Annotated in this window: 24 protein-coding genes; 18 read left to right on the top strand and 6 right to left on the bottom strand. The window is 62.4% G+C overall.

All coding sequences use genetic code 11. The annotated features are described in order from the left end of the window. The first annotated feature begins 181 nt into the window (after positions 1 to 181). From def to FSY59_RS09360, 8 genes are all read left to right on the top strand, one after another. On the top strand, positions 182 to 694 hold the full coding sequence (gene def, locus FSY59_RS09395; RefSeq protein ID WP_003060164.1) for a peptide deformylase: 513 nt from the start codon (positions 182 to 184) through the stop codon (positions 692 to 694). Between the two features lie 11 nt (positions 695 to 705). Beyond that, on the top strand, positions 706 to 1,203 hold the full coding sequence (locus FSY59_RS09390) for a hypothetical protein (RefSeq protein ID WP_050873177.1): 498 nt from the start codon (positions 706 to 708) through the stop codon (positions 1,201 to 1,203). 42 nt (positions 1,204 to 1,245) lie between these two features. Next, entirely contained in the window at positions 1,246 to 2,211 is a 966-nt protein-coding gene (gene fmt, locus FSY59_RS09385) for a methionyl-tRNA formyltransferase (protein ID WP_148728859.1), read from the top strand. After that, positions 2,208 to 2,978 carry an AzlC family ABC transporter permease gene (locus FSY59_RS09380; RefSeq protein WP_019042407.1) on the top strand — a complete coding sequence of 257 codons (771 nt, stop codon included), beginning with the start codon at positions 2,208 to 2,210 and terminating at the stop codon, positions 2,976 to 2,978. Before fmt ends, FSY59_RS09380 begins: the two co-directional genes overlap by 4 nt. After that, positions 2,975 to 3,307, top strand: a complete 333-nt coding sequence (locus FSY59_RS09375) for an AzlD domain-containing protein (protein ID WP_003060173.1) — start codon at positions 2,975 to 2,977, stop codon at positions 3,305 to 3,307. The genes FSY59_RS09380 and FSY59_RS09375 overlap by 4 nt, the downstream gene beginning before the upstream one ends. Before the next feature lie 222 nt (positions 3,308 to 3,529). Beyond that, positions 3,530 to 4,723, top strand: a complete 1,194-nt coding sequence (locus tag FSY59_RS09370; RefSeq protein WP_003060174.1) for a phosphoglycerate kinase — start codon at positions 3,530 to 3,532, stop codon at positions 4,721 to 4,723. A 294-nt stretch (positions 4,724 to 5,017) separates the two neighbouring features. Further along, on the top strand, positions 5,018 to 5,497 hold the full coding sequence (locus FSY59_RS09365; protein WP_003060177.1) for a Crp/Fnr family transcriptional regulator: 480 nt from the start codon (positions 5,018 to 5,020) through the stop codon (positions 5,495 to 5,497). Positions 5,498 to 5,640: 143 nt separating this feature from the next. Beyond that, positions 5,641 to 6,315, top strand: coding sequence for a hypothetical protein (locus FSY59_RS09360; protein WP_003060179.1), 675 nt, complete (start codon positions 5,641 to 5,643; stop codon positions 6,313 to 6,315). A gap of 21 nt (positions 6,316 to 6,336) precedes the next feature. Here the strand turns inward: FSY59_RS09360 and FSY59_RS09355 are convergent, their stop codons facing one another. Beyond that, complete coding sequence (locus FSY59_RS09355; RefSeq protein WP_003060181.1) at positions 6,337 to 6,894, bottom strand: adenine phosphoribosyltransferase; 558 nt, start codon at positions 6,892 to 6,894, stop codon at positions 6,337 to 6,339. Between the two features lie 111 nt (positions 6,895 to 7,005). On the opposite strand from FSY59_RS09355, the gene FSY59_RS09350 reads away from it, so the two are divergent. From FSY59_RS09350 to FSY59_RS09335, 4 genes are read left to right on the top strand one after another with little or no spacing between them, the layout of a single operon-like run. Further along, entirely contained in the window at positions 7,006 to 8,007 is a 1,002-nt protein-coding gene (locus tag FSY59_RS09350) for an SIS domain-containing protein (RefSeq protein ID WP_003060182.1), read from the top strand. Continuing rightward, on the top strand, positions 8,007 to 8,567 hold the full coding sequence (locus tag FSY59_RS09345; protein ID WP_003060185.1) for an HAD family hydrolase: 561 nt from the start codon (positions 8,007 to 8,009) through the stop codon (positions 8,565 to 8,567). Before FSY59_RS09350 ends, FSY59_RS09345 begins: the two co-directional genes overlap by 1 nt. Further along, complete coding sequence (lptC, locus tag FSY59_RS09340) at positions 8,564 to 9,184, top strand: LPS export ABC transporter periplasmic protein LptC (RefSeq protein WP_003060187.1); 621 nt, start codon at positions 8,564 to 8,566, stop codon at positions 9,182 to 9,184. Before FSY59_RS09345 ends, lptC begins: the two co-directional genes overlap by 4 nt. A gap of 3 nt (positions 9,185 to 9,187) precedes the next feature. Then, positions 9,188 to 9,979 (top strand): SDR family oxidoreductase, encoded by a 792-nt coding sequence (locus FSY59_RS09335; protein WP_050873180.1) that lies wholly within the window; start codon positions 9,188 to 9,190, stop codon positions 9,977 to 9,979. Positions 9,980 to 10,083: 104 nt separating this feature from the next. On the opposite strand, the gene FSY59_RS09330 is transcribed toward FSY59_RS09335, so the two are convergent. Together FSY59_RS09330 and FSY59_RS09325 are read right to left on the bottom strand one after the other, a co-directional pair. Then, on the bottom strand, positions 10,084 to 10,560 hold the full coding sequence (locus tag FSY59_RS09330) for an RNA-binding protein (RefSeq protein WP_003060192.1): 477 nt from the start codon (positions 10,558 to 10,560) through the stop codon (positions 10,084 to 10,086). A 240-nt stretch (positions 10,561 to 10,800) separates the two neighbouring features. Beyond that, positions 10,801 to 11,199, bottom strand: a complete 399-nt coding sequence (locus tag FSY59_RS09325) for an RNA-binding protein (protein ID WP_003060193.1) — start codon at positions 11,197 to 11,199, stop codon at positions 10,801 to 10,803. A gap of 496 nt (positions 11,200 to 11,695) precedes the next feature. On the opposite strand from FSY59_RS09325, the gene FSY59_RS09320 reads away from it, so the two are divergent. From FSY59_RS09320 to FSY59_RS09300, 5 genes are all read left to right on the top strand, one after another. After that, complete coding sequence (locus tag FSY59_RS09320) at positions 11,696 to 12,265, top strand: TMEM165/GDT1 family protein (protein WP_003060195.1); 570 nt, start codon at positions 11,696 to 11,698, stop codon at positions 12,263 to 12,265. Between the two features lie 218 nt (positions 12,266 to 12,483). Beyond that, positions 12,484 to 13,713: a homoserine O-acetyltransferase gene (locus FSY59_RS09315; RefSeq protein ID WP_148728858.1), complete on the top strand. Its 1,230-nt coding sequence runs from the start codon at positions 12,484 to 12,486 to the stop codon at positions 13,711 to 13,713. Beyond that, positions 13,710 to 14,294 carry a methionine biosynthesis protein MetW gene (metW, locus tag FSY59_RS09310; RefSeq protein ID WP_003060201.1) on the top strand — a complete coding sequence of 195 codons (585 nt, stop codon included), beginning with the start codon at positions 13,710 to 13,712 and terminating at the stop codon, positions 14,292 to 14,294. The genes FSY59_RS09315 and metW overlap by 4 nt, the downstream gene beginning before the upstream one ends. A gap of 368 nt (positions 14,295 to 14,662) precedes the next feature. Next, positions 14,663 to 16,156 (top strand): M20 family metallopeptidase, encoded by a 1,494-nt coding sequence (locus FSY59_RS09305; RefSeq protein WP_148728857.1) that lies wholly within the window; start codon positions 14,663 to 14,665, stop codon positions 16,154 to 16,156. A 169-nt stretch (positions 16,157 to 16,325) separates the two neighbouring features. Continuing rightward, positions 16,326 to 17,201: an alpha/beta hydrolase gene (locus FSY59_RS09300; protein WP_148728856.1), complete on the top strand. Its 876-nt coding sequence runs from the start codon at positions 16,326 to 16,328 to the stop codon at positions 17,199 to 17,201. On the opposite strand, the gene FSY59_RS09295 is transcribed toward FSY59_RS09300, so the two are convergent. From FSY59_RS09295 to FSY59_RS09285, 3 genes are all read right to left on the bottom strand, one after another. Continuing rightward, complete coding sequence (locus FSY59_RS09295) at positions 17,202 to 17,936, bottom strand: SOS response-associated peptidase (RefSeq protein ID WP_148728855.1); 735 nt, start codon at positions 17,934 to 17,936, stop codon at positions 17,202 to 17,204. Positions 17,937 to 17,940: 4 nt separating this feature from the next. Beyond that, the gene (locus tag FSY59_RS09290) at positions 17,941 to 18,681 is read right to left on the bottom strand and encodes a 16S rRNA (uracil(1498)-N(3))-methyltransferase (RefSeq protein WP_148728854.1); all 741 of its coding nucleotides are present in this window, start codon (positions 18,679 to 18,681) and stop codon (positions 17,941 to 17,943) included. Positions 18,682 to 18,862: 181 nt separating this feature from the next. After that, positions 18,863 to 19,969, bottom strand: a complete 1,107-nt coding sequence (locus tag FSY59_RS09285) for an aminoglycoside phosphotransferase family protein (protein ID WP_043375822.1) — start codon at positions 19,967 to 19,969, stop codon at positions 18,863 to 18,865. Positions 19,970 to 20,137: 168 nt separating this feature from the next. Here FSY59_RS09285 and FSY59_RS09280 point away from each other — a divergent pair, with 168 nt between their 5' ends. Next, positions 20,138 to 22,558: an LPS-assembly protein LptD gene (locus FSY59_RS09280; protein ID WP_187427903.1), complete on the top strand. Its 2,421-nt coding sequence runs from the start codon at positions 20,138 to 20,140 to the stop codon at positions 22,556 to 22,558. Positions 22,559 to 22,565: the final 7 nt, after the last annotated feature.

The raw sequence follows: 22,565 nt of genomic DNA, 5'->3' as shown, positions 1-22,565 counted from the left end.
GATTGCTGCAGCGTCCCTCGCGTCGCCGCACTGTGGCCGATCTTGGCATAGCCAGCCTACAAGTCTTACAAATGTGTCGAAATTCTCGATGCAAGGCCTCGATAGATCAATGTTTATTGAGGGCGTGACAAGCGTTTGGCGTCAAATGTTGGGACAATAACGACAGATTTACCGACACACCATGGCCATTCTTCCCATCCTCTGCTATCCCGATCCCCGTCTTCACAAGGTTGCCAAGCCCGTGGCGCAGGTGGATGAGCGCATCCAGACCCTGGTGAAAGACATGCTCGAGACCATGTACGACGCCCAGGGCATCGGCCTGGCCGCGACGCAGATCGATGTGCATGAGCGGGTCATCGTGATCGACGTGTCCGAGGAGCGCAACGAGCCCATGGCGCTGATCAATCCCGAGATCCTCTGGGCCAGCGACGAAACGCAGCTGGGTGAAGAAGGCTGCCTGTCCGTGCCCGGCATCTACGACGGGGTGGAGCGCTCCATTGCCGTCAAGGTCAAGGCCCTCGACGAGAATGGCAACAGCCGCGAGATCGACGCAGAAGGCATGCTGGCCATCTGCATCCAGCACGAGATGGATCACCTGCTGGGCAAGGTGTTTGTCGAATACCTCTCGCCGCTGAAACGCAACCGCATCAAGACCAAGCTGGTCAAGGCCCAGAAGCAGGCCCTGCGGGCCTGATCGGAGCTTCCATGTCCCTGCCTCGCCTGCAAACACTGTTGACTGCAAGTCTGCTGGCAGTGGGGCTGGCGGGCTGCATGGTGCCCCAGTGGCAAAAGCCCGGCATGCCGCAAGCCGAGGTGGAAAAAGGCATGGGCAAGCCCACTCTGGTCGTGGCCTTGCCCGAGGGCGGCCAGCGCCTGGTCTACAGCCAGCAGCCGGCCGGTCAGCAGGTCTACCACATGGATTTCGATACCCAGCGCAAGCTGGTGCGCGTGGAGCAGGTGCTGGATACGGCGCACTTTTTTGCGCTGCGCAATGGCGTGGATACCCGCGACGATGTCTATCGCATGTTCGGCCCGCCCGCCATGGTCGAGGGGGTCTACAGCTTCAAAGGTGACATCTGGACCTACCGTTTTCTGGACAATACCTTTGGTCGGCGTGCCCATGTGCATATAGACCCGCAAGGTGTGGTGCAGAAGGTCATGTTCACCGATGAGAGCATGTACCTCAGAGAGCCGCACCGTTGAAGACCTGGCAGCCGACGGCTGCCTTTTTAATTTGTGAGTTCCATGAAAGTCATTTTTGCGGGTACGCCCGAATTTGCGCGCGTGGCCCTGGAGAGTCTGCTGGCCGCAGGTTTTGAAGTTCCGCTGGTGCTGACCCAGCCTGATCGTCCCGCCGGGCGCGGCATGAAGCTGCAAGCCTCTGCGGTCAAGCAGTGCGCGCTCGAACAGGGCATTGCCGTGGCCCAGCCGCTGAGCCTGCGTCTGGACGGCAAGTATCCTGAAGACGCCGCTGCCGCCAAGGCCGCGGTCGAGGCCGCTCAGGCCGATGTGATGGTGGTGGCTGCCTATGGCCTGATCCTGCCGCAATGGGTGCTCGACACGCCGCGCCTGGGTTGCCTGAACATTCATGCCAGCCTGCTGCCGCGCTGGCGCGGTGCAGCGCCGATTCATCGCGCCATCGAGGCCGGCGACGCGGAGACCGGTGTCACCATCATGCAGATGGATGCCGGTCTGGATACCGGCGATATGTGCGTGATCGAGCGTCTGCCGATTGCTGCGCACGACACCACGGCCAGCCTGCACGACAAGCTCGCCACGCTGGGTGGCCGCCTGATCGTGGAAGCACTGGAACTGGCGGCCTGCGGCGGCCTGCCGCGCACGCCCCAGCCTGCCGCTGGCGTGACCTATGCCCACAAGATCGAGAAGGCGGAGAGCCTGATCGACTGGAGCGAAAGCGCCGATGTCATTGCGCGCCGCCTGCGTGCTTTCAACCCTTTCCCTGGTGGCGCCACCAGCCTGGGCGGCGAAGCCATCAAGGTCTGGGAGGCCAGGGCCGAGGAAGGCTCCGGTGCGCCCGGCATGGTGCTGTCGGCCGATGCTCAGGGGGTGCGTGTGGCCTGTGGCAGCGGCGTGCTCAATATGACGCTGTTGCAGCGCGCGGGTGGCAAGCGCCTGGCCGCCGGCGATTTTCTGCGCGGTTTCGAGCTCCCGGCTGGGGCGCTGCTGGGAGAGGGCGCTGGCGAGGTATGACGGATATGGCGATCACGCTGGGTCAGCGTGCGAAATCGATAGTCAGGGATCCGTTTTTCTGGGTCGGCTCCAGAGAGATGGGGGGCACGGCCCTGGGCATCGCCGCCTGGGGACTGGTGACCGGCGTGGCCATGGTCAAGAGCGGTCTTTCCGTGCCCCTGGCGCTGTTCATGGGCCTGAGCGTCTATGCGGGCAGCGCCCAGCTGGCCGTGCTGCCGCTGATGGCCGTGGGAGCTCCGCTGTGGGTGGTCTGGTTCACCGCCATCTGCGTGAACCTGCGTTTCGTGATCCTGTCCAGCATGTGGCGCAGCTATTTCGCCCATCTGAGTCTGCGTCACCGCCTGGCGGTCGCCTATTTCAGCGGCGATGTGATTTTCGTGAACTTCATGCGCCGCTATCCCGAGGCCAGGCCGCAGCCCGAGCAACTGCCCTATTTCTGGGGCGCAGCACTGACCAACTGGCTGGCCTGGCAGATCCCGTCCACGCTGGGCATTTTTCTGGCCGACCAGATTCCCCTGTCCTGGGGTCTGGGCTTTGCCGGCGTGCTGGCACTGCTGGGCGTGCTGCTGTCCATGCTCAAGGATCGCGCGACCTGGGTGGCGTCCATCGTGGCCTGCACGGCTGCCGTGGCGGCTTTTGCACTGCCGCTCAAGCTCAACATCCTGGTGGCGATCGCCGCCGCCGTGGCTGCAGGCCTGATGGCCGAGCAGCTGCAAAAGCAGGCCAGCCAGCTGCCGGCGGCCAGGGATGAGGAGCAGCGGTCATGATGAGCAGTTTCTGGGTCATCGTCGCCTGTATCGGCCTGGCCCTCATCACGCTGATCACGCGTGCCTTCTTCATGATTCCCGAGCGTGAGCTGCCGCTGCCCAACTGGCTCAAGCGCGGGCTCAAATACGCGCCGCTGGCGGCCTTGGCTGCAGTGATTGCGCCCGAGATCGTGATGAGCAATGGTCAGCTGATAGGCAGCTTGGCCGATGCACGACTGCCTGCGCTGGCCGCTTCTGTGGTGTATTTTTTTTACAAGCGCAGCATTCTTGGAACCATCGCACTGGGCATGGCGATCTACCTGCCGCTGCATATCGGCATGGGCTGGTAGCCCCAGGGCCAGATAAGACAGGAGCTGCGTGCTCCTGTTTTCATATGATCTGCCGCTGAAAAGGCCTGAAATCCAGTTACAGCGTACGCAAGATGCTCCTGTTTTTGAGTCGAGTAAGCAGTTTAAAACGATGGCTGCAAAGGGTGAACGACCTAAAATGCAGACAGATTTTTTGTTTTCCAACCTTTGTATGGGCGACTTTCGGAGTCGCTTTTTTGCTGCATGAACATCATCCGCTTCTCCGATCTGTGCGCTCAGGGCAAGGCCCAGGGTCAACGTGTTTTCATCCGTGCCGACCTGAACGTGCCCCTGAACGACGCTGGTGAAATCACCGAAGACACGCGTGTGCGCGCTTCCGTTCCGGCCATCGAGATGGCGCTGAAGGCTGGCGCTGCGGTGATGGTCACCAGCCACCTGGGCCGCCCCACCGAAGGTGAATTCAAACCCCAGGATTCGCTGGCTCCCGTGGCCAAGCGTCTGTCCGAGCTGCTGGGCCGCGATGTGCCCCTGGTGGCCGACTGGGTGGACGGCGTGCAGATTGCCCCCGGCCAGGTCGTGCTGCTGGAGAACTGCCGTGTCAACGTGGGCGAGAAGAAGAACAAGCCCGAGCTGGCCCAGAAGCTGGCCAAGCTCTGCGACATCTTTGTGAACGATGCCTTCGGCACCGCGCACCGCGCCGAAGGCACGACCTACGGCATCGCCGAATACGCCCCCATCGCCTGCGCCGGCCCGCTGCTGTCGGCCGAGATCGACGCGCTGAACAAGGCCCTGGCCGCGCCTGCACGCCCCCTGGCCGCCATCGTCGCCGGCTCCAAGGTGTCCACCAAGCTGACCATTCTCAAGAGCCTGGCCGACAAGGTGGACCAGCTCATCGTGGGCGGCGGCATTGCCAACACCTTCATGCTGGCTGCCGGCCTGAAGATCGGCAAGTCGCTGGCCGAGCCCGATCTGGTGGCCGATGCCAAGGCCGTGATCGACGCCATGGCTGCCCGTGGCGCCAATGTGCCCGTGCCCACTGACGTGGTGACTGCCAAGACCTTTGCTGCCGACGCCGTGGCCACCGTCAAGAAAGCCTCCGAAGTGGCGGACGACGACATGATTCTGGACATCGGTCCGGAAACCGCAGCCCTGCTGGCCGAGCAGCTCAAAAAGGCCGGCACCATTGTCTGGAACGGCCCCGTGGGCGTGTTCGAGTTCGATCAGTTTGCCAATGGCACCAAGGTCATCGCCCAGGCGATTGCCGAGTCCCCTGCCTTCAGCATTGCCGGCGGTGGCGACACCCTGGCCGCCATTGCCAAGTACGGCATCGAAAAGGACGTGGGCTACATATCCACCGGCGGCGGTGCCTTCCTGGAAGTGCTGGAAGGCAAGAAGCTGCCCGCCTTCGAAATCCTGGAAAAGCGCGCCAACGGCTGATTTGATTGAAATAGGTCGCTAACCTATATGGCTAGAGGCATATTAGCTATCAAAAAAGGATCGACTAGTCGATCCTTTTTTGTTGGAGCAGATCGGAATGCAGACATCTGGAGTGTGCAAAAGTAACTCAGCGGCGCAAGTGATTGGCGGGACTGTCGGAGTCGCTTAGCATTCAGCCTGCGTTGATGGTGAACCATGGCGCGCTATGAATTTCTTTTGCCCTGAGCGGCCGGGATGTGAATCCGGAGTTGTCCACCCGGATGGCATGCGGCGTTCGCGTACTACTCACTGCTTATGTTCGCTTCCACACCTCAGGATTTGTCGGCGCTGGTCCAGGCAATGACAACCTCGGTTGCCACCGATACCGCCCAAAACATGCTCAGTGCCGCGCAATGGGAGTTGTTGGCGCCGTATCTGCAGCCGATCAACCTGGCGGCCAGCGAAGTGTTGTTTGCCGAAGGGGCACTGGACCGCAATCTGTACATGGTGGAGTACGGCTCGCTGAGCGTGCATTACCAGGATTCGAAGGAAAGAATCCGCCTGGCCTTGGTGGGGCCGGGGGCGATTGTGGGGGAGGGCGCCTTCTTCGCCCATAGGCCACGCAAGGCCACGGTCCAGGCCGCAGCGCCCAGCCGTCTATGGTGTCTGACTGCGCTGCGTTATTCGGAAATTGCAAATCGCCAGCCTGCGCTGGCCCTGGCGCTGCTGACCATGGCAGGTCAGGTACTGGCGCGCCGTGCAGGAGACAGTCGCCGCCGGGTGGCGAGCACCTGAGCGAAGATTTTTTTGTATCTGGCACGGGCTGGGCGCTTGATCCACGTCGGACAAAGGCTAATATTTCAGCCAATGTCACGAGCTGCTTCAGACCAGGAGGCAGAATGTGTCCTATTGTAAATACAGCCTGATCGAGTGTGCTCATGTCCCTGTTTCGATGGTTTTCTCGCGCGCCTCGCCAAGACGATGGCACGCCAGCATCGCGCCACGAGGATGATCCGGGGGCGCGTCAGTCGCAGCGCCGGGAGCGCTCGGCCAGACGCGAGCAGCTGTACGTCATCGTGCGCGAAGCCATGGTCAGGGTCGGCATTCTCTCTGCCGGCTACAAGTTCAAGGTGCTCTCGCTGGACAACGTCGGCCAGCGCTTTGTCGTGATGGTGGATCTGGCACCCGCGTATGCGGCCGATGCCTCTCAGCAAAGACGTATCGAGGCCTTGATTGCAGAGCTCGCCAGAACCCGCATGGATGCCGGGGTTCACGCCGTGTACTGGCGCGTGAATGGGCAGCTGCAGGCTGCCGCCACCCCGGACTTTGCGCAGACGCAGTTTGACGGCTTTGCTCCAGCAATGACCGCGCCGCGCCAGGCGCCGCTTGCCGCTGCGGTACAACCGGGCCGCTCCTTCGAGCCCATCGACGCGCAGGAGATGGATGCTTTCAAGCAGGCAGTGGCCATGGCCGCTGCCTCCTCTGCGGCAGGCTCGCGCCACTCCCGCCAGGCACCCTTGCTGGGTCCTGGCTCAGGCCACGAGGAAGGTGGTGAATTTGCCGTCTCCGGCCTGGGCTCTCTGGGGGCGACGCAGTATGGGGAGCTGCGCTGATCAGGGCGGTCAACCGCTCGGTCAGTGTCCGGCGAAGTCCACCAGGGTGAACAGCGGCAGGCCGCTGTCCTTGAGATGCTTGGAGCCGCCCAGTTCCGGCAGGTCCACGATCGCCGCGCCTTCCACCACCGTCGCCCCCAGCTTTTCCAGCAGCTTCTTGCCGGCCATCATGGTGCCGCCGGTGGCGATCAGATCGTCAATCAGCAGCACACGGTCTCCCGATTTGACGGCATCCGTATGCAGTTCCACGGTGGCGCTACCGTATTCGAGCTCATAGGTTTCTTCGACCGTGGTGAAGGGCAGCTTGCCTTTTTTGCGGATGGGTACAAAGCCGATATTGAGCTCGTGTGCGATCACGGCACCCAGAATGAATCCGCGGGCATCCAGGCCTGCGACCACATCGGGACGAAGCTTGGGATCCATGTAACGGTGCACAAAGGCGTCGGTCATGACGCGAAAGACCTTGGGGTCCTGCAGCAGGGGCGTGATGTCGCGGAACTGCACGCCCGGTGCAGGCCAGTCCGGCACGGTGCGGATATGGTCGCGCAGATAGTCGTTGACGCTGGTGGAGGTTTGCATGGCTGGCCAGAGTTCTTTGAATGCTCGCCAGTGTATGGGCTCAGGCCTGAAATGCGGGCAAAAGGGATGTTGCCCGCTGCCCGGCAGGCAGGGGCTGGCTAAAATCCGGGCATGAATTCTGATGCTGCCAATTCGCGTCTGATCGACGCACCGCGAGCCTTGAACCTGGCCCGCGCGGCCCTGGATATCGAGGCCGCCGCCCTGCGTTCCATGTCCGAACGCCTCAATGGCGCGTTCACGGCCGTGGTGCAGCGCATTTTGCAGCTGCCGGGCCGGGTGGTGGTCATGGGCATGGGCAAAAGCGGGCATGTGGGCCGCAAGGTGGCCGCGACTCTGGCGTCCACCGGGACTCCCGCCTTTTTCGTGCATCCTGCTGAGGCCAGTCACGGCGACCTGGGCATGCTGACGCAGGATGATCTGGTGCTGGCCTTGTCCAATAGCGGTGAGACCGACGAGCTGACCGGCGTGTTGCCCGCCATCAAGCGCATGGGCGTGCCGCTGGTGGCCGTGACCGGCGGGCTGAGCTCGACACTGGCCAAGCATGCAGACTGGGTGCTGGATACACGCGTCGACAAGGAAGCCTGTCCTCTGAATCTGGCGCCCACTGCGAGTACGACCGCCCAGCTGGCCATGGGAGATGCGCTGGCAGTGGCCTTGCTCGACGCCCGTGGCTTTGGCGCCGAGGATTTTGCGCGCTCGCATCCCGGAGGAGCGCTGGGGCGGCGCCTGCTGACCCATGTGCGCGACGTGATGCGCCGTGGTGCCGATGTGCCCCAGGTGGTCCAGGATGTGAGCAGTGTGGAGCTGATGCGCGAGATGAGCGCCAAGGGCCTGGGCTGCTCCGCCGTGGTCAACGCCGGCGGTGAGCTGGTGGGCATTTTCACCGACGGAGACTTGCGCCGCTGCGTGGAAGCCGGCGTGGATCTGCGCAGCCGTGTGGCCAGCGATGTCATGCACCCCAGGCCTCTGACGATCAAGCCTGACTTGCTGGCGGTGGCCGCGGCCCGCATGATGGAAGAGCATGGCATTACCGCTGTGCTGGTGACCGATGACAGCCAGCACCTGCAGGGTGTGGTGCATATCCGCGACCTGATGCGCGCCAAGGTGATCTGATGAACCGACCTGCTCTGACACCCAGCCAGCAATGGGATCCACAGTTGTTGCTCAAGGCCCAGGGAATTCGCGTGGTCTTCTTCGATGTGGACGGCGTTCTGACCGATGGCGGTCTTTACTTCTCGGGCGAGGGTGAAGTCCTCAAGCGCTTCCACACGCTGGATGGCCATGGCCTGAAAATGCTGCAAAAGGCCGGCATCACGCCGGCCGTGGTGACAGGGCGAGACTCCGCTCCGCTGCGTTTGCGCCTGAAGCAGCTGGGCATTGAGCATGCGCGCTTTGGCACCGAGGACAAGGTGCCTGCTGCCGAGTCCATCCTGGCGGAACTGGGGCTGCACTGGGAGCAGGCGGGCGCCATGGGGGACGACTGGCCCGACCTGCCCGTCATGCGTCGCAGCCACTTTGCCTGCGCCCCGGCCAATGCGCATGACGAGGCTCTGCATGTGGCGGACTGGGTCAGTGCCAGGCATGGCGGGGAGGGCGCGGTGCGGCAGTTCTGCGATCTGCTGCTGGCCGCCAATGGCGCTTATGCCGCGCTGCTTGCGGGGTATGGCACATGAGCGGGCAATGGCGCCGTGTCGGCGATAAGGCCTCGATGTACCTGCCCGTGCTCATCATGGGCCTGCTGGCATTGGGAACCTGGTGGCTGGTGCGCAATGCCCCCAAGCCGCTTTCCAGTGGCACGGAGAGAGCCGTACGGCACGATCCGGACTATTTCCTCAAGGACTTTGTCATCAAGAACTTCGAGGCCTCGGGGCGTCTCAAAAGCCGTCTGAATGGCACGACGGGTGAACATTTCCCCGATACCGATACGCTGGAAATCCAGGATGCGCGCATGCTGAGCTTTACACCGGACGGGCGCAAGACTATTGGCAGTTCCAACCGCGCCCTGAGCAATGGCGACGGCTCGGAAATCCAGATGTTCGGGCAGGCCGTCATCACGCGCGAGCCCGTGCCTGCCACTGCGACCCAGAAGGCCTTGCCGGGCATGAAGCTGGAGAGCGAGTTTCTGCAGCTCTGGCCCAACGAAGAGCGCGCCAGCACCAACAAGCCGGTAGTCATGACCCGTGGCAGCGACAAATTTACCGGTGACAGCATGCAGTACGGGCATCTTGATCAGATTCTGCAGATGCAGGGGCGGGTCAAGGGCGTCATCCAGCCCAGCCAGAAGCCATAAGTCATGTCAGGACATGGAGCCGGACTCGTCTACATCACTGGTGCTTCCAGCGGCATAGGCCAGGCCCTGGCCTGGCACTACTACCAGCTGGGCTGGTCGATCGCCCTGGTGGCAAGGCGCACCGCAGTCATGGAGCAATGGGCGCAATCCAGGCACATGGACGCATCCCGCTACGTCGTCTATGGCGCGGATGTCACGGACATCGACAGCATCTGCGGTGCCGCGAAGGCCTGCCTGGAGCGCCAGGGCCTGCCCGATGTCGTGATCGCCAACGCGGGCATCAGCTGGGGAGTGGACACTTCCTTGCGCGAGGATCTCGAGGTCATGCAGCAAGTGCTGGCCAGCAACGCCATGGGGCTGGCTGCAAGCTTTCAGCCATTTATTGAGCCCATGGTGAAGCGCGGCAGCGGTCGTCTGGTGGGTATTTGCAGTGTGGCCGGTATTCGCGGATTACCGGGCCATGCCGCATATTCGGCGAGTAAGGCGGCTGCTATTGCCTATTGCGAAAGTCTGCGCGTGGAATTGCAGAAAACCGGCGTCGCGGTGACCAGCTTATTGCCGGGCTACGTTGACACCCCGTTGACTCGGCATAACCCGTATTCCATGCCTTTTCTGCTGACGCCTGAAGAATTCGCAAGGCGTGCCGTTCGCGTCATCGACCGCAAAGCCCGATATGCAATTATTCCTTGGCAGATGCGAGTTGTCGGCGGCGTAATGCGGGTATTGCCCGCTTATCTATGGGATAGATTGACCCTGGGGAAAACCAGAAAGCCCAGGCATCTCCAAAAGGATTGAATGGGAGAGGGCAGAGGCATTGAGAAAATGACTATGCATTTGAATGCCCTGGCAAATAAATAAAGGCACGATGACGTGCCTTTATTTACAGAGGTGAACGAGGCTTATTCGCCGTGGTTATTGCCACCACCGTAGCCGCCACGACCACCGTGACGCGGACCAGAGCCATAGGGGCTGCGGAAGCCGCCCTCACCGCGGCCGCCACCGTCGCCGCGGCCATAGCCGCCGCCTTCATTACGGCCGCCACCATAACCGCCATCGCGATTACCGCCGCCAAAGCCACCTTCACTGCGGAAACCACCGCCATAACCGCCGGTGCGAGGAGGACGGGGTTCCATGGGGCGCGCTTCATTCACGACGAGGCTGCGGCCACCCAGGGGTTGGCCATTCATGCCTTGAATGGCAGCCTGTGCTTCCGCTTCACTGGCCATTTCCACAAAACCAAAGCCTTTGGAGCGGCCGGTGTCTCTTTCCATCATGACGCGCGCACTTGCGACAGCTCCAAACTGGCCGAACGCCTGCTCCAGATCGTTGTCGCGCACACCATAGGGAAGGTTGCCGACATACAGCTTATTGCCCATTAATAACTCCTAGCTCCTCAATGCTTCAATGGCGCGATCGAATCCAGGATGGCCGTCGCATATTCATGGGAAAACATGCCAAAAATCCTGGAAACCTATTCGCTTGTGAACGGGAAATTCCCGAGAAAGGAATTATGACGGAGAACAAGGAAAAAAATAAATGCTCGAAAACCGCGTTGCTAACGTTTAGCAACAAAAAAAGGATCCGAAGATCCTTTTTTTGTTATTGGCAATAACTGATTAGTAGCTATTGCGACGGCCATAGCCGCCGCCATCGCCACGGCCGCCGCCGAAGCCGCCGCCGTCACCACGGCCACCGCCGAAGCCGCCGCCGCCTTCACGGCCACCACCGAAGCCACCGCCAAAGCCGCCGGAGCGGGGAGGACGGGGTTCCATGGGACGTGCTTCGTTCACGACCAGATCACGGCCGCCACGGTTTTGGCCATGCAGGCCCTGGATAGCAGCTTGTGCCTCGGCATCGCTGCCCATTTCCACAAAGCCGAAGCCCTTGGAGCGGCCGGTGTCGCGCTCCATCATCACCTTGGCGCTGTTCACAGTGCCGAATTCGCTGAAGCTGTCTTGCAGATCTTGGTCGCGGAAAGTGTAAGGCAGATTGCCTACGTAAAGCTTGTTGCCCATGCTGGACTCCTGAAAAAACTTGAAAACGCGATGGAGCCCTAGGGAGTCAGCCTTGGATGACAACATTAGAGACGCTAACGCACTTGCTCCGATCCGGAAATTGCTTTCCAGACGAAGACTCATACATTATGAGTCACAAGAGAAGCCGTTGTATTACGAAAAGATCAAATTTCGTGTTGGTAACAACATTGTCTCGATGGGAGTTACCCTGAAATACAAAATTTTGAATATTCAAATAAGCAGTTGTCTTACAGGGTTAAACAGATAGAATGATGGCTTACTTTCTTTGGGGAGTAGGCCGTTCGGCAGCCAGCTGCCGGATGCATGCGTCAACAGACTTGGGTCCTCGTGGCCTATGGCGCATGCGGCACAGCGTGCAATGCGTGGTGCGACCGGTCGAGACCATTGATTACGTACCGAGAGAACCTATGAAGAGATAGGCCGGAGTCGGTGCGTGGTCAATGCGTTGTGCCAACTCCGGCCGTCTTTCCCCATCATGGAAGCTTTCCTCATATCCACCTCCATCGTCGCCCTGGCCGAGATGGGGGATAAAACCCAACTCCTCTCATTGGTGCTGGCGGCCAAGTTCCGCAAGCCCCTGCCCATTGTTGCGGGCATTTTTGTGGCGACCCTGGTCAACCATGCCCTGGCCGGCGCCGTGGGCAACTGGATCACCACGGTGCTCGGCCCCGATGTGCTGCGCTGGATCCTGGGGATTTCATTCATCCTCATGGCAGGCTGGATGCTGATTCCCGACAAGCTCGACGATGACGATACCGGCAGTGGTGCAGGGCGCTGGGGTGTTTTTGGCACCACGCTGCTGCTGTTCTTCCTGGCCGAGATGGGTGACAAGACCCAGCTGGCCACGGTGGGCCTGGCCGCCAAGTACCCGCTGGCCTACTACTGGGTGGTGGCTGGCACCACGCTGGGCATGATGCTGGCCAATGCGCCGGTGGTGTGGTTTGGCGAGAAGATCACCAAGAAGCTGCCCATCAAGACGATTCACCGGGTGTGCGCGGTGATCTTCCTGGTACTGGGTATTGCCGCGCTCCTGACCAAGGTATGACGCTACAGGAAATGTAGCTTTCTGCGCTTGCCCGATAGTGGATGCGGTGTTGTGACATCCGCAGCCCTCGGGCAGGCGCAGCGAATGCAGTACACTGCACTTTTCACGCGCCGATTTGCCAAAGCTTGCGGGCGCTTTATAAATCCAGCTAAAGACCCGTCCGCGAAGTGACAGTACACCGACCCGGCCTCGTTTTTAGCGATGCCGGGTTTTTTCATATGTCCTTCATCGCGACACCTCAGTTCATGCATTTTGATGAACCCCTGCCCTTGCAAAGCGGTGGTTCCATCGCCGATTACGACCTTGCCTTCGAGACCTATGGCCAGCTCAATGCCGACAAGAGCAATGCCATCGTGGTCTGTCATGCGCTCAATGCCTCTCACCATGTAGCCGGCAGCTATGAGGGCCAGCCCAAGAGCGAAGGCTGGTGGGACAACATGATCGGCCCGGGCAAGCCTGTCGATACCGATAAATTCTTTGTCATCGGCATCAACAATCTGGGCTCCTGCTTCGGCTCTACCGGCCCCATGCACACCAACCCGGCCACGGGCAAGCCTTATGGCGCGGATTTCCCCGTGGTGACGGTGGAAGACTGGGTGGATGCGCAGGCGCGTCTGCTGGACCGGCTGGGGATTCAGACGCTGGCCGCCTTGCTGGGCGGCAGCCTGGGCGGCATGCAGGCCCTGTCCTGGTCGCTGCGCTATCCCGAGCGCATGCGCAATGCCGTGGTGGTGGCCAGCGCGCCCAATCTGAACGCCGAGAACATTGCCTTCAACGAGGTGGCGCGCCGCGCCATCGTCACCGACCCGGATTTCAACGGCGGCCATTTCTACGAGCATGGCGTGGTGCCCGCGCGCGGCCTGCGCATCGCGCGCATGGTCGGCCACATCACGTATCTGAGCGATGACGTGATGAACCAGAAGTTCGGTCGCAGTCTCAGGGCCCCCACGCTCCCCGCTGCACGTGGTTCGCTGCCCCCTGAGGGGACTGATCCGACTCGGGGCGGCCCAGCGTCGGATCGGCGCGATTACCTGTACAGCACCCAGGATGTGGAGTTCCAGATCGAGAGCTATCTGCGCTACCAGGGCGAGAAGTTCAGCGGCTACTTCGATGCCAACACCTATCTGCTCATCACGCGCGCCCTGGACTATTTCGATCCGGCGCGCTCCCATGACGGCGATCTGACCCGGGCACTGGCCGTGGCCAAGGCCCGCTTCCTGCTGGTGAGCTTCACGACGGACTGGCGCTTTGCGCCGGCGCGCAGCCGCGAGATCGTCAAGTCGCTGCTGGAGAACAACCGCGACGTCAGCTATGCCGAGATCGACGCACCCCATGGTCATGATGCGTTTTTGCTCGACGACCCGCGCTATATGAGCGTGATGCGCTCCTATTTCGAGGGCATTGCCAAAGAACTGAAGACCACCGAACGCGCAGGAGGCGCCGCATGACCGAGTTGACCACCATGAGAGCCATTGCCGAGCTGGTGCCGCAGGGCGCACGCGTGCTGGACCTGGGTTGTGGCGACGGCGCGTTGCTGGAGCACCTGGTGCGCGAGCGCGGCTGCACGGGCTATGGCGTGGAGCTGGACGACGCCAATGTGCTGGCCTGTACGCGCCGCGGCGTGAACGTGCTGCAGCTCAATCTGGAGGACGGCCTGGCCATCTTCGGCGACAACAGCTTTGATATGGTGCTGCAGATCGACACGCTGCAGCATCTGCGCAATGCCGAGGTGATGCTGCGGGAGACGGCCCGCATCGGCAAGCAGGGCGTGGTCGCCTTCCCCAATTTCGCACATTGGCAAAACCGTCTGTCCGTGCTGCGCGGGCGTATGCCGGTCACGCGCCGTCTGCCCTATCAGTGGTATGACACGCCGAATATCCGTGTGGGCACCTACAAGGACTTTGAAGTGCTGGCCACCAAGAACCGCTTGCGCATTCGCGACTCCTTCGGTCTGCAGAACGGCCAGGTGGTGCGCAGCCTGCCCAATCTGCTCGCAACGACGGCGGTGTTTCACTTCGAACATGCATGATTTGCTATTGAAAAAGTAGCTTATAGCGCTTTATATGCAATGAATTCAATATTGATTGATATTGAATTTGTTGGCTGATAAGCGCAATGAGCTATTAAATAGGAAGTGATGACCCAACGGGAGTGAGTCGGCGCGGCGGCCTTGGCTGTCGACCAGGCACATGCGCTGGCCAGTGCGCTGATCATCGTCAGCGTGAACGACCCAGAAACGGCAGAGTGCCGGCCGACCAGGCTGGCAGCCCAATGGGGGAGGTGGGCGCCGGCACTGCCATGCCAATGCCTGCGGTGCAGCCACCGGCAATGGCGCACAATCATGGACATGGCGCGGGCCTGCCATGGCTCGTCGCCCCGTCACAGAAGGAGCCGACCATGAACGCACGTACTCCCGCCCATCTGCTGCAGCCCCAGGATGCGCTGCAGCACATCACCCAGCAGTGGGACCAGAGCATCGTCCCGGAGCTGACGAACTACATCACCATCCCCGCCAAGTCGCCCATGTTTGCGCCCGATTGGGAGCAGCAAGGCCATATCGCCACGGTGCTGCGCAACGCTGCGGCCTGGGTGGAAGCGCAGAAAGTGGCCGGGCTGAAGCTGGAAGTGATTCAGCAGCCGGGTCGCACGCCGCTCATCTTCTTCGAGGTGGAAGGCACGGCCGAGAAGGCCTCGACCAGCCCCACGGTGCTGATGTACGGTCACCTCGACAAGCAGCCCGAGTTCGAAGGCTGGCGCAACGATCTGGGTCCCTGGACGCCCAAGTACGAGGACGGCAAGCTCTATGGCCGTGGTGGAGCCGATGACGGCTATGCGGTCTATGCCAGCGTGGCGGCGATTCAGGAGCTCAAGCGCCAGAACGTGCCCCATCCGCGCATAGTGGCCATCATCGAGACCTGCGAGGAAAGCGGCTCGGCCGATCTGCTGCCCTATGTGGATGCCTTGCGCCCGCGCCTGGGCGATGTAGGCCTGGTGATCTGTCTCGACAGCGGTGCCGGCAACTACGACCAGCTGTGGCTGACCACCAGCCTGCGCGGCATGGCCAGCGGCACGCTCAAGGTGCAGATCCTCACCGAGGGCGTGCACTCGGGCGATGCCTCGGGCGTGGTGCCCTCGTCCTTTCGCATCATGCGCCAGGTGCTGGATCGTCTCGAGGACAGCAGGAACGGCCGCGTGCTGCCGCAGAGCTTTCACTGCGAGGTGCCGGCCGAGCGCATGGCGCAGATCCGCGCCACGGCGGAGATCCTCGGCGAAGATGCCTATGCGCGCTTTCCCTGGGCGCATTACGACTGCGGCGGCTCGGCCCGTGTGTCCCTGCCCACGACCACCGATCCGGTCCAGGCCCTGGTGCGCCGCACCTGGGAGCCCACGCTGAGCGTGACCGGTGTGGAGGGCATGCCCAATCTGCAAAATGCCGGCAATGTGCTGCGTCCCTACACGGCCTTCAAGCTCAGCCTGCGCCTGCCGCCGCTGGTCGATGCCGCAGCCTGCGTGCGGGAGATGAAGGCCCTGCTGGAGGACAATGCGCCCTATGAGGCCCGGGTGACCTGGGAAGGCCTGTCCAGCTCCAGTGGCTGGAATGCGCCGGGCATGGACGGCTGGTTCGAGAAGGCGCTCAATGCCGCCAGCCGGGCGCACTTCGGCGCCGGTTGCGGCTATATCGGCCAGGGCGGCACGATTCCGCTGATGAATATGCTGAGCAAGGGCTTTCCCAAGGCGCAGATGATGGTCTGCGGCGTGCTGGGCCCCAAGAGCAATGCCCACGGCCCCAACGAGTTCCTCCATGTGCCCTATGCCAAGAAGCTCACGGCTTCGGTGGCGGAGGTGATTACCGCCATGGCCCGTCATCAGACCGAGGCAGCGCAGGCCTGATGCAGGTATCGAGAGCACAGCCGCTGGCGATGGTCACCAAAGCTTCCGGCGCTCTCTTCCTTGATAACACCATGACCGGTCGCCGTGGCCGGACCGGGGACTGCCACGGTTGACGTGCGCAGGCGGCGGCTGCATCCTGCAAGCTCTTGCCAGCCTGATGAGATCGTGCATGACGCCCACCGATTCCAGTACCCATCCGCCCCGGCTGCTGCATATGGCCGCATCGGACGCCACCCAGCTTGCGCTGCGCGACTGGCCGCTGGCGCCGGGCGTCAAGCCCCGTGCCCAGGTGCTGCTGGTGCATGGCCTGGGCGAGCATAGCGGGCGCTATGCCGCACTGGCGCAGCGGCTCAACGCGCTCGGCTTTGCGGTGCGGGCCTATGACCAGTACGGCCACGGCCTGTCGGGCGGGCCGCAGGGCGGCCTGACCAGCGATATGCGCCTGCTCGACGATCTGGCAGTGGTGCTGGACGCTACCCGTGCAGCCATGCCCAAGCATCAGCCCCTGGTGCTGCTGGGGCACAGTCTGGGCGGACTGGTGGCGGCGGATTTTGTCGCGTCCGGCCTGCGTCATGTGGACGGACTGGTGCTGTCCTCTCCGGCGCTGGCCCTGCATCTGTCGGGAATGCAGAAGGCGCTGGTGGCGAGCCTGCCCAGGCTGCTGCCCAATTTGCGCGTGGCCAATGGGGTGCAGTCCGCGCATCTCTCGCATGATCCCGAAGTTGCGCTGGCCTATGACGCCGATGCACTGCAGCACCGGCGCATCAGCGCCCGGCTGGCGCGCTATATGGCCGAGGCCGGTCGCCATGTGCTGTCCAAGGCGACGGCCTGGTGCGTTCCCACGCTGCTGCTGTGGGCGGGCGAGGACAAGCTGGTCAACCCGGCCGGCAGCGCGGCCTTTGCCACCCAGGCTCCGGGAGATCTGGTGCAGGCCCAGTGCTTTGAGGCGGCCTATCACGAGATCTTCAACGAGAGCCCCGAGCTGGCAGCCCCCGTGTTTGCGCGGTTGGAGCAGTGGCTGGAACAGCAGTTTCCAGCCCCCTGATTACCACTGCTGCGGCGGCTGCTTGCGGCCTTTTTCCACTGGGTTGGCACGCAGTTTTTCCGCCGGGTAGGGGCGCAGAAACTCCTTGGCCTTGTTGACCTTGGCATTGAGCCAGGCATCGTATGCGCCTTCGTTGAGGATGGCCGGCATGGCCTTGTCGTTGCCGGGCTGGCCGTAGCGGTTCATCAGCGCATGGGCATTGGCATTGATGGTGATGAGGGCATAGCTGACGATGACCTCGCCGTCCTCGCCCACCCAGCGTGCCCAGACACCGGCGGCGCCCATGGGCTGGTTGTCCACACGGGTGATGCGTGTGGGCAGGGGCTTGCCGGGGCGCAGGTCGTCGACCTGAAAGGACTGCAGCGGCACGATGCAGCGCTGGCCTGCCAGCCAGGCATCGCGGAACGCCGTTCCCGTGGTCAGATTGTCTATCTTTGCATTCACCAGCTTGAGCGCGCGCAGGCGGCCGTCAGACGCCGACTTCACCCAGTGCGGCACCAGACCGAAGCTGGCGGGCACCAGCACCCGCTCCACAGGCAGTGCAGGCGCTCCTTCTTCGGGATCTGTAAACGTTCGGCCCAGCAGTGCTGCAGAGGATTCTGCGGCTGCATTGACGATGATGAGACCCATGCGCCTTGGGGTCAGCACGGCCTCGGGCAGAGACTCGGGGGTCTCCACGCGAAAATTCTGCGTATAAAACTCGGGCTTGGCCAGAGAGAGGTGACAGCTGCTCATTGATTTACTCCAGGGCCAGCAGGGACAGGGTGGCAACAGATGCCGTTTCGGCGCGCAGCACGCGGGAGCCGAGGCTGGCAGGTTTCCAGCCCTGCTCCAGCGCCCAGTCTTCTTCTTGTGCGGTCAGTCCGCCTTCAGGGCCGTGCAGCACCCAGACGGCATGCGCATTGCCCGCAGCGATGCGCAGCGGCTGATTGCCCTCGCGCAGCGACAGAACCAGACGCGCTGTATCGGCCGCAGGCGCCTGCTTGCTGCGCAGCCAGTCGGCCAGCGACAGTGGGGCATGAATCACGGGTACCTGGTTGCGGCCGCATTGCTCGCAGGCCGAGACGGCAATCGACTGCCAGCGCTCGATCTTCTTGTCGGCGCGGTCGCCCTTGAGCTTGAGCACGCTGCGCGCCGCCATCACGGGCTGGATGCTGGCAACGCCCAGCTCGGTGGCTTTTTCCACCAGCCAGTCCATGCGCTCGTTGGCGGGCATCCCCACCACCAGATGCACGGCACGTGCGGCTTCGCGCTCGGCGGGGCTGTGGCTGTCCACGCGCACGCCTACATCGCTGCGGCCCATGCGGGTGATGGTGGCCTGGAACTCGCCGCCGGTAAAACCGTTGCCGGTCTGGCCCTCAAACAGGGTGATGATGTCGCCGGGCTGGTGGCGCAGCACCTGCACATGGCGGGCGGCACCTGCAGGCAGGTCCAGCTCGTCGCCAAGATGCAAAGGGATAGGGCAGTGATAGCGCGGCATAGGGAAAAATTCGGAGTTCGTGATTCATGGTGCCACGCAGAGTCCGTGGCTCGCAAAACTGGCGCTGAATCACCTCAGGGACGCCAGGCAAGGGCCGCCCCGCAGCGAGGGCGTCGTCCCCCTCCCGCATTGCGAAGCAAGGCGAGAGAGGGGGATGCCGCAAAGCGGCTCAGGGGGTGTTTCACATCCGCCCGTAGGCGTAACCGACCTGCGTCTGGATGCCCTCGATCTCGTCGATCAATTTGAGGAACGGGCCCAGCGCGCGGTAGCGGTTGCAGGTGGAGCGTATGTAGTGGATGAAACGAGGTGCATCGGCCAGATACTTGGGCTTGCCGTCGCGCAGCGTCAGGCGCGCAAAGATACCCGCAACCTTGAGGTGGCGCTGCAGACCCATCCATTCAACCCCACGGTAGAACTCGCCGAAGTCGTCGCCCCAGCCGCTGGCGCTGTTGGCGCCCACCAGACCGGCCTTGCGGGCCTTTTCCCAGTAACGGATGGTGATGTCGATGATGAAGTCCTCTTCCCAGCTGATGAAGGCATCGCGCAGCAGGCTGGCGATGTCATAGGTGATGGGGCCATAGACGGCATCCTGAAAATCCAGCACGCCCAGGGGGGCTCCACTGGCCACAGGCTGCATCAGGTTGCGCATCATGAAGTCACGGTGCACATAGACGCAGGGAGCCTGCAGATTGTGGGCGACGATCTGATCGAAGGTCTTGCCGAGCAGGGCCTGCTGCTTGTCGTCCAGCGTGAACTGACGGTGCTTGGCGATATACCAGTCGGGAAACAGCTGCAGCTCGCGGCGCAGCAGGGTTTCGTCATAGAGCGGCAAGGCTCCGGTATTGCCGGCCTTGGAGGCCAGCTGCCAGTCCAGCAGCACCTCGACGGCGGAGCGGTACCAGGCTTCGGCATCCTGGGGTTTTTCGGGGTTCAGAGCCTCGATGACGGTCTGGCCGCCCAGGTCGCTCAGCAGCATGAAGCCATGGCCGGCGTCCCAGTCCAGAATCTGCGGCACGCACAGGCCGGCCTGGTTCATCAGGCCCTGAACCTTGGCAAAAGGCGCGCAATCTTCCTTGTCGGGCGGCGCGTCCATGACGATCAGGCTGCTGCCATCGCTGCGATCCAGGCGCAGATAGCGGCGAAAGCTGGCATCGGCCGAAGCGGGGCGCAGGGTTGCGGGAAGCAGCTGGTGCTTTTCAGCCAGCGGTGCCAGCCAGGCGTCGAATGCGGCGTGGCGGGCAGAATCTGCCCAGGCAACGCCAACTGTGGGGGTGATAGGAGCGGTCATGGATAATCGGATTTTACAAACCGATGCCGCCGCATCTGTGGACAGTGGTGCTAGGCTCTCGGTTTTCTGTTGACGTGTGCCCGGGCACGCGCGCTTTTGACGTTCAAGATCATCGTGCAATCCCCATCCCATCCGCGAGATTTCCTACCTGTCCGCTCTGCCCGTCCGATGCGGGCGGGAACCGCCCGGCCGGTGATTCGTCCTCTGGCATGGGCTGTGGCACTGGCATGGGCGGGCGCTGGCATGCAGGCCCATGCCCAGTCTGCCGAAACGAGCGGATCGTCCTCTTCCCGCGTCGCGGGCGAGCTGCCCGCCCTGGAACTCAAGTCCAGCAGCGCGCTGCAGGAAAGCTACCCGCAGGAGGTGCGCGACCAGCAGCCCATCTATATCAAGGGTGACAGCCTCTCCGGCCAGCCCGATATCAAGGCCTCGGTCCATGGCGAGGCCGAGCTGCGCCGTGGCGACACCATGATCCGTGCGGACAAGCTGGACTACGCGGTTCCGGATGACAGGATCAACGCCGTGGGCTCGGTTCATATCAACCAGGCCGGCAATGTCTACGAGGGCACGGCGCTGGACCTGCAGATGGATGCCTTCAAGGGCCAGTTCGACAATGCCAACTATCGCTTTCTGGCCACCGGCGGCCATGGCGAGTCGTCGCGCGTGGATTTCATCGACAAGAACCGTTCGGTGGTCCATGACGCCACCTACACCACCTGCCAGCGCGATGACGAGGCCAGCTGGGAGCCGGCCTGGGTGCTGGAAGCCAAGACCATTCATCTGGACATGGCCGAAGAGGTGGGCGTGGCCGAGGGCGCGTCCCTGAAGTTCAAGGGCGTGACCGTCCTGCCCGTGCCGCGCATGAGCTTTCCGCTCTCGGACAAGCGCAAATCGGGCCTGCTGCCGCCCATGATAGGCATGGACAAGCTCGGCGGTATCGAGTATTCGCAGCCTTATTACTGGAATATCGCCCCCAACCGCGATATGACCATCACGCCCACGCTGATGACCAAGCGCGGCGTGAACCTGACGGGACAGTTCCGCTATCTGGAGCCCAGCTACTCAGGCGAGACCTATGCCAGCTACATGCCGGGCGACAATCTGCGCAGCCGGGATCGCTGGGGCTATTCCTGGCAGCACCGTACGAACTTCGACACGCCGATTGGAGGTTTGGGGCTGAACCTCAATCTGAACCGCGTCAGCGACGGTGACTACTGGCGTGACTTCCGTCTGTCTCCCGTGACGCTGCGCCAGCGCCTGCTGCCCAGCACGGCCAATCTGAGCTGGGCTAAGGGCGATGGGGTGCTGAGCCTCAATGTGCTGCGCTATCAGGTGCAGCAGGATGTAACCTCGCCGATTGCGCCGCCCTACAGCATGGTGCCGCAGCTGCAGTACCGCTATACGCCGCTGGATCTGCCGCATGGGCTGGACTTCTCCGTGGTGGCAGACACCACGCGTTTCGAGCTGATTCGCCCCATCACGGGTCAGGTGGGCAACAACGGCCAGCGCAGCTATGTGCAGGCGCAGCTGAGCCGGCCATTCCTGTCGCCCGGTGCCTTCATCACGCCCAAGCTGATGCTGCATACGGCCATGTATCAGACCGATCAGCTGATGAGCAACGGCAGCAAGAGCGCCAACCGCACTCTGCCCACCTTCAGCCTGGACAGCGGCCTGATCTTCGAGCGCGACACCTCGTGGTTCGGCAAGAACCTGCTGCAGACCTTCGAGCCCCGGGCCTTCTATACTTATACGCCCTATCGCGACCAGAGCATGCTGCCGCTCTATGACACGGGGCGCAGCGACTTCAACTTCGCGAGTATTTTTTCCGAGAACGACTATGTCGGTCAGGACCGCATTGCCGACAATCATCTGGTGACCCTGGGCGCGACTTCGCGCTTCATCGACCCCGAAAGCGGTGCCGAGAAGCTCAAGTTCGCCGTGGCCCAGCGCGTGCGCCTGTCAGACCAGCGCGTGCTGCTGCCCGGAGAGGTGGCCGCCACCAGCAAGCTTTCCGACATCTTGCTGGGCGCGGCCTTCAACTGGACCGACAAGTGGTCTCTGGAAGGCACGACCCAGTACAACAAGGACTTGAACCGCACGGTCCGTACCACGGCCACCGCGCGTTACAGCCCGGGCAACTATCGTACCTTCAACATCGGCTACCGCACGCAGCTGGATACGGTTACCAAGAAGCCGTCCAGCGAGCTGGTGGATGTGGGCTGGCAATGGCCCATCAACGACCTTTGGGGTGACAAGGGCAAGGATCTGGGCGCCGGTCGCGGCCAGGGCGGCGGCCGCTGGTATGCCGTGGGCCGCCTCAACTACTCCATCAAGGACAACAAGCTGGTGGATACCGTGGTCGGCTTCGAATACGACGGTTGCTGCTGGATTGGCCGAGTGGTGCTGGAGCGTCTGCAAAGCTCGGTCATCCAGTCCAATCTGCGTCTGCTGTTCCAGATGGAGTTCGTGGGCTTCTCGCGCCTGAGCTTTGGTGCCGACCCCACCTCCAGTCTCAAGCAGAATGTGCCGCGCTACCAATATTTGCGTGAGGCGGTGACTCCGCCCAGCCGCTTTACCAATTACGATTAATCAAGGC

Source organism: Comamonas sp. Z3 (assembly GCF_008121565.1).
Classification (GTDB): Bacteria; Pseudomonadota; Gammaproteobacteria; order Burkholderiales; family Burkholderiaceae_C; genus Comamonas; species Comamonas brasiliensis.
The sequence above is the reverse complement of the archived record's forward strand: the minus strand, read 5'-3'. Positions and strand labels throughout refer to the sequence as shown.

Excerpts from the sequence above, each read along its gene's own strand:
- def (WP_003060164.1), top strand. The coding sequence starts at position 182 with ATGGCCATTCTTCCCATCCTCTGCTATCCCGATCCCCGTCTTCACAAG.
- FSY59_RS09390 (WP_050873177.1), top strand. The coding sequence starts at position 706 with ATGTCCCTGCCTCGCCTGCAAACACTGTTGACTGCAAGTCTGCTGGCA.
- fmt (WP_148728859.1), top strand. The coding sequence starts at position 1,246 with ATGAAAGTCATTTTTGCGGGTACGCCCGAATTTGCGCGCGTGGCCCTG.
- FSY59_RS09380 (WP_019042407.1), top strand. The coding sequence starts at position 2,208 with ATGACGGATATGGCGATCACGCTGGGTCAGCGTGCGAAATCGATAGTC.
- FSY59_RS09375 (WP_003060173.1), top strand. The coding sequence starts at position 2,975 with ATGATGAGCAGTTTCTGGGTCATCGTCGCCTGTATCGGCCTGGCCCTC.
- FSY59_RS09370 (WP_003060174.1), top strand. The coding sequence starts at position 3,530 with ATGAACATCATCCGCTTCTCCGATCTGTGCGCTCAGGGCAAGGCCCAG.
- FSY59_RS09365 (WP_003060177.1), top strand. The coding sequence starts at position 5,018 with ATGTTCGCTTCCACACCTCAGGATTTGTCGGCGCTGGTCCAGGCAATG.
- FSY59_RS09360 (WP_003060179.1), top strand. The coding sequence starts at position 5,641 with ATGTCCCTGTTTCGATGGTTTTCTCGCGCGCCTCGCCAAGACGATGGC.
- FSY59_RS09355 (WP_003060181.1), bottom strand. The coding sequence starts at position 6,894 with ATGCAAACCTCCACCAGCGTCAACGACTATCTGCGCGACCATATCCGC.
- FSY59_RS09350 (WP_003060182.1), top strand. The coding sequence starts at position 7,006 with ATGAATTCTGATGCTGCCAATTCGCGTCTGATCGACGCACCGCGAGCC.
- FSY59_RS09345 (WP_003060185.1), top strand. The coding sequence starts at position 8,007 with ATGAACCGACCTGCTCTGACACCCAGCCAGCAATGGGATCCACAGTTG.
- lptC (WP_003060187.1), top strand. The coding sequence starts at position 8,564 with ATGAGCGGGCAATGGCGCCGTGTCGGCGATAAGGCCTCGATGTACCTG.
- FSY59_RS09335 (WP_050873180.1), top strand. The coding sequence starts at position 9,188 with ATGTCAGGACATGGAGCCGGACTCGTCTACATCACTGGTGCTTCCAGC.
- FSY59_RS09330 (WP_003060192.1), bottom strand. The coding sequence starts at position 10,560 with ATGGGCAATAAGCTGTATGTCGGCAACCTTCCCTATGGTGTGCGCGAC.
- FSY59_RS09325 (WP_003060193.1), bottom strand. The coding sequence starts at position 11,199 with ATGGGCAACAAGCTTTACGTAGGCAATCTGCCTTACACTTTCCGCGAC.
- FSY59_RS09320 (WP_003060195.1), top strand. The coding sequence starts at position 11,696 with ATGGAAGCTTTCCTCATATCCACCTCCATCGTCGCCCTGGCCGAGATG.
- FSY59_RS09315 (WP_148728858.1), top strand. The coding sequence starts at position 12,484 with ATGTCCTTCATCGCGACACCTCAGTTCATGCATTTTGATGAACCCCTG.
- metW (WP_003060201.1), top strand. The coding sequence starts at position 13,710 with ATGACCGAGTTGACCACCATGAGAGCCATTGCCGAGCTGGTGCCGCAG.
- FSY59_RS09305 (WP_148728857.1), top strand. The coding sequence starts at position 14,663 with ATGAACGCACGTACTCCCGCCCATCTGCTGCAGCCCCAGGATGCGCTG.
- FSY59_RS09300 (WP_148728856.1), top strand. The coding sequence starts at position 16,326 with ATGACGCCCACCGATTCCAGTACCCATCCGCCCCGGCTGCTGCATATG.
- FSY59_RS09295 (WP_148728855.1), bottom strand. The coding sequence starts at position 17,936 with ATGAGCAGCTGTCACCTCTCTCTGGCCAAGCCCGAGTTTTATACGCAG.
- FSY59_RS09290 (WP_148728854.1), bottom strand. The coding sequence starts at position 18,681 with ATGCCGCGCTATCACTGCCCTATCCCTTTGCATCTTGGCGACGAGCTG.
- FSY59_RS09285 (WP_043375822.1), bottom strand. The coding sequence starts at position 19,969 with ATGACCGCTCCTATCACCCCCACAGTTGGCGTTGCCTGGGCAGATTCT.
- FSY59_RS09280 (WP_187427903.1), top strand. The coding sequence starts at position 20,138 with ATGCGGGCGGGAACCGCCCGGCCGGTGATTCGTCCTCTGGCATGGGCT.